Here is a 5,232-nt window from a genome sequence, read left to right as displayed (position 1 = left end):
GGACGAGCCGACCACCGCGCTCGATGTGACGGTGCAGCGCGAGGTGCTCGACCTGCTGCGCGATCTGCAAAGCGAGATGGGCACCGCAATTATCCTGATCACCCATGACATGGGCGTGGTGGCCGAGATGGCCGAGCGGGTCATCGTCATGAAACAGGGTCAGGCGGTCGAGACGGGCGCTGTCTCGCAGATTTTCAGCGCCCCGCGCGAGGCCTATACGCAGGACCTTCTGGCCGCGGTGCCGCGCATGGGCGACGGCAGCGGTGCTGCGGGCGCGTCCCCGGATGCGAAACCCGTGGCGCGGCTGCGCGACGTGAAGGTGCATTTCGACATTCGCGGCGGGATCCTGTCGCAGGTCACGCATCGCGTCCACGCGGTCGAGGGTGTCAGCTTCGACATCATGGAGGGCGAGACTTTCTCGCTCGTCGGTGAAAGCGGCTGCGGCAAATCCACTATCGCGAAAGCGCTGACCGGCCTCGTGCCGCATCAGGGTCGCATCGAGGTCGCGGGCCACACGATGGGCGGCCTGAGCGGCGCGAAGATGAAAGAGATGCGCCGCGACGTGCAGATCGTGTTCCAAGACCCGATGGCGGCGCTCGATCCGCGGATGCGCGTGGGCGATCTGGTGGCCGAGCCGCTGGTCATCCACGGCATTGGCACGCCCGAGGAGCAGCGCGAAAAAGTAGCGGGCCTCTTCGAGCGCGTCGGCCTCACCCGCGATCAGCTCGACCGCTATCCTCACGAGTTCTCGGGCGGTCAGCGTCAGCGGATCTGCATCGCCCGTGCGCTGGCCCTGCAACCCAAGCTGATCATCGCGGATGAAAGCGTCTCGGCGCTGGATGTGTCGGTGCAGGCGCGGGTACTGGACCTTCTGGAGGTGCTGAAACGGGAGTTCGGCATCGCGTATCTCTTCATCAGCCACGACATGGCGGTGGTCGAGAATATCTCGGACCGGATCGCGGTGATGTATATGGGCCAGATCGTGGAGATGGGCACGCGCGCGCAGATTTTCGGATCACCGCAGCACCCCTACACGAAGCGCCTGATGGCGGCCGTGCCGATCCCCGACCCCGACAAAGTCCGCGAGCCCACCCCGCGCCTGTCCGGCGAGGTGCCGAGCCCGGTCTACAAGCTGGGCACGGGTCCGCAGCGCCTGATGCTGCGCAATCTCGGAGACGGGCATCTCGTGGCAGATAGTGACCTGCCCGCGATGCCGACCGAGACGGCGGCGGAATAGCACGAAATCGCGCACAGGGCGGGCGGCAAATCTCCGCGCCGCCCTGTGCTTTCAAGGCCGTTTTCGGGCTGCAAACCGCAGCCCCTTCTCAAGGCCATTCATAGGCGGCAAAACCAAAGCGACACCCACCCCGTCTCTTTTCCGCAACACCCCGAACACCCCACCAAATCATTGATACAAATCAAAGAAAGCTCCCGGGCGGAAGCTTAGCGCGGTGAGTGAAGTCCGTGCGAGGGAACTTCTGAAACGCGCCGAGGCAAACGCACGGACAGGTTGTCAGTTCAATTACGTAAAGAGTGGCTCGATTGACGTACGATTTCTTGTCGTAGCGTTTGCCTTGGGGAATGGGGACAAAGAATGTCGAATACACTACTCACCAATTTGAAACGCACCGTAGCGCCCGCCGCTTTGCTGCTGTGCCTCGGGAATCCGGCCTGGTCGGGCACCTTTGATGACGCACCCGTCATCAGCGTAACCGGCGATGGTCTCATCTTCTCCGATCCGGCGGAAGGCGTGCAGCCGCCCGGCCTCAAGGCCGTGACGGGGGAGGTCAACGCCGACTTTCCCAACACGGACAATCCGAAGGATATCACCAATTGCCTGATGGCGAACACGCCGGATTTCACCTGCACGGCCCCTCCCGGCTCGGGCAAACGGGTGAAGACGCAGCTGACCGGCCCGACGCCGATGGATATCATGCTCTCGACCCAATCGAGCGGCGGCATCACGGAATACTACACCTACGGCAAGACTTCGAACCTCACCGGCGCCCGCATTATCGCCTTCAAGGTGCAACTCGGCACCGGCTCGGGTGACAGCTTCACCCCCTTCGACCCGAGCGACCCCCAGACCGCGGCACTCTTCGATCCCGATTACATCTCGAAGTTCAACCTGCCCGACGGGCTCTTCGGCGATGGCGGTCAGGAAGAGGCAGGCATCGGCTTCTTCGACAGCACCTCCGCCGAGATGACCATTGCGAACAACGCCAACACGCTCGACGCGACGAACCTGTCGAACAGCGTTCTGGCCACCTATTTCGGCAACTCGCTGATTGACAACAGCATGCTGCCGAAAGCAATCTTCTGGGACGCGACCGGTACGGCCGTCGCCTCGGACGAGGCCCAGCTCATCGCGTGGTACAACCTGAGCGCCGGTCAGTGGCAGTATGGCAATCTGGGCGTCGACAGCTCGACCTATCTGGACAGCAAGCTGCAGGCGATGGCCGACTCGCTGGGCGTGACGGTCGCGGATCTCGGCTATACCGGCGGCGGCGCCGTGCCCGCCGATATCGTCGCGGCGATGCAGGCCAATAGCCTCTACACGCAGGACGTGGTCGAGGATCTTCGCAACCTGAACCTGAACTACATCATCGATCTCGGCGATGTCGCAGGCAGCAATGTCACGATGCGCATCGCGCCGATCTTCGCGCCGATCGTGGAGCAAACGGCGACCCCCTACCAGTTCGCGACCGCCGGTCGCCTCGATGCGGCAGCCAACATCCCCTATCTCGATATCGGGAACGCAGGGACCTATCAGGCCGCGATCAGCGACATCATGGCGATCACGGATCCGGTCGCGCGCAACGACATGCTCGAGACGACGGGCTACAGCTTCCTGCCCGCCTTTGGCGCTGTCGGCTTCGAGTTCGGGCAGAACATCACGAAAGGGATCGGTCGTCCGGTTGCGCAGACGCAGAACGGATCGGTCACGCTTTCGACGATGGGCGGGCCGACCTCGTGGAAGATCGGCGACGACACCTATGCCTTCGTCTCGGCGGGGGCGCAGAAAGCCAATTACGACCGCACCACCAATGCGATCGGCTACGACGTCAAATCGCATTACATGATGCTGGGCGGCGAGAAATTCATCGGCAACCAAGTCTCGGTCGGCCTCTTCGGCGGCTACTCGGACGGCACCTCCGATGCCGATCAGAGCCGCGGCAGCATCGATGGCTCCGGCGGCTTCGTCGGTGGCTTCGTGCGAACAGCCTTCGGCAATGGCGGCGCGGCGCAGTTCATGATCGGCTATCAGGATCTTTCCTACGACATGAGCCGCAATGTCATGGGATCGACCGCACGGGCGAGCAGGGATGGCCATCAGGTCTTCGGCGCGATCGATGCCGAGTACATGTTCGGCCACGATCGTCTTCGCTTCGGCCCGACGGGTTCGCTCGAAATGTATCACCTCTCGGTGGACGGCTTCGACGAAACCGGCGCGGGCGCGTGGAACCTGTCCGTCGGGGACCAATCCGGGACGGTGACCGTCGCCTCCGCCGGGATGCGTGGCCAATATGCGCTGTCGTCGAGCGCACAGGCCCCGACCCTGTCCGGTGCGATCAAGTACAACAAGGTCAGCGGCGACGATCAGCTCGTTCAGACCGCTTTCGTCGGGCTGCCCTCCAGCGCAACCCCGGTCGACGGCTTCGACATGAACTGGGTGACGGCGGATGTCGGGATCGACGTGCCGCTCAGCCAGACCGGGACGTTCTCCTCCAGCCTGCATGCCGGGATCTCGGGGACCTTCTCGAGCGACTATGAGAGCCACGCGCTGCAGCTTTCCTTCAACGCGAAGTTCTGAGCGCGAAGTTCTGAGCGCTCACAGACCTAAACGAAGACACCGCGGCGCTTTTCAGCGCCGCGGTGCATTTATATTCGCAGGTCGATAACGGATATCCCGCACCGAGCGGGCGTTACCCCTCCATCCCGATCCGTTCCCGGCGCAATGTCGACGCCCCGGATTTCGCATGGCTGGCGATCTCTTCCATCGGCGCGAACCAGACGTCGCCCGCCTCCACGGCGCGCTCCAGCAGACGCTCCATCTCGCGCCAGCGCGCCAGACGGCCCGTCAGGAACGGGTGCAGCACCGGCATCCAGAACCCGCCCGCCTCGTGCATCGCGTCGAATTCCTCGGCGAAGGCACGGATACCATCGGAGGGCGCGCGGATCGGCATCAGGTAGTCGATCTCGCCGAAATGCGCGAAGGGCGGCCAGTCGTCGGTGCCCCAATGCGGCGGCACTTCGATCAGGCTGCCTTTCGGCGTTTCGACCAGATAGGGCAACTCGTCGGCCATCATCGAGCTGTCATAGAGAAACCCGTGCTCGATCAAGCGATTGAGCATCGCGGGCGTGAAGGAATAGACCGGCGCGCGATAGCCGCGCGGCTTGCGGCCCGTCATCGTGACATGGACCTCCAGCGCGCGTTCGAACAGCTCCGCCTCGCGTTCGTCGGAATGCTCCATCGGGTCTTCGTGCATCCACGAATGATGCCCGATCTCGTGCCCTGCTTTCAGGATCGCCTCGACCGTTTCCGGGTAGGTCTGCATCACCCAGGCGGGCATGAAGAAGGTCTGGGTCAGGCCCAGACGGCGATAGGTCTCGAGGATGCGCGGCACGGCGACCGTCGGCCCGTAGCGGCCCATCGAGATCGGCTGCAGACGCAGCTCGGCGTCCTCGGGACGGGCGGTGCGGATCAGCGAATCCGCGTCGATATCGAAGGTCACGCAGGCGGCGCTGCGCTTGCTCTCGGGCCAGGTGATCGGGTTGAGAAACATGTCACTCTCCGCTCAGGAAGGATCGGCGGGCACAGGGAGCGTCACCGAGAACAGCGCCACGAGATCGTTGCGCAGCCAGGTCTCAATCTCGTCCCGGCGCGCGGCGTCGGTGGAAATGAACTGGATGAAACGGGCGTTTTGCAGCTGGAACAGCGCCCGGCCCAGATGGAGCGGGTTCAGATCGGCGCTGAGCCGCCCGTCCCGCTGCATCGCCTCGATCCGGCGCACCAGCACCGAGGCAAGCTGTTCGTCGAGCTTGAAATAGGCCTTGGACAGCTGCGTCCCTGCCTCGATCGTCACCGCCGCGATGACCTGACGCCAGATGTCTTTCTCCAGCGTCTGCATCGCGTGAACCATGATCTCGTGCGCGAACGCCACCGTCAGCTCGACGAGATCGGCCTCCGGCCCGGGCAGCGTGGCGTCGAGCCGTTCCAGCAGCTGCTTG

At 63.8% G+C, this 5,232-nt stretch carries 4 protein-coding genes; 2 read left to right on the top strand and 2 right to left on the bottom strand.

Annotated features, from left to right (window positions below; genetic code table 11):
- On the top strand, positions 1-1,237 hold a 1,237-nt coding region (locus tag B3D39_RS18100), incomplete at its 5' end, for a dipeptide ABC transporter ATP-binding protein (RefSeq protein WP_286789936.1).
- Positions 1,238-1,594: 357 nt separating this feature from the next.
- Positions 1,595-3,814 (top strand): choice-of-anchor F family protein, encoded by a 2,220-nt coding sequence (locus tag B3D39_RS18095; RefSeq protein WP_274962579.1) that lies wholly within the window; start codon positions 1,595-1,597, stop codon positions 3,812-3,814.
- Positions 3,815-3,926: 112 nt separating this feature from the next.
- Here the strand turns inward: B3D39_RS18095 and B3D39_RS18090 are convergent, their stop codons facing one another.
- Both B3D39_RS18090 and B3D39_RS18085 read right to left on the bottom strand, forming a co-directional pair.
- On the bottom strand, positions 3,927-4,787 hold the full coding sequence (locus B3D39_RS18090; RefSeq protein ID WP_274962578.1) for a polysaccharide deacetylase family protein: 861 nt from the start codon (positions 4,785-4,787) through the stop codon (positions 3,927-3,929).
- A gap of 12 nt (positions 4,788-4,799) precedes the next feature.
- A partial coding sequence (locus B3D39_RS18085; RefSeq protein ID WP_286789935.1) for a hypothetical protein occupies positions 4,800-5,232 on the bottom strand: 433 nt, incomplete at its 5' end.

The sequence above is a fragment of the Thioclava sp. UBA3469 genome, assembly GCF_002378135.1.
In the GTDB taxonomy this organism is placed as follows: domain Bacteria; phylum Pseudomonadota; class Alphaproteobacteria; order Rhodobacterales; family Rhodobacteraceae; genus Thioclava; species Thioclava sediminum.
This window is presented reverse-complemented; position numbering and strand designations above follow the sequence as displayed.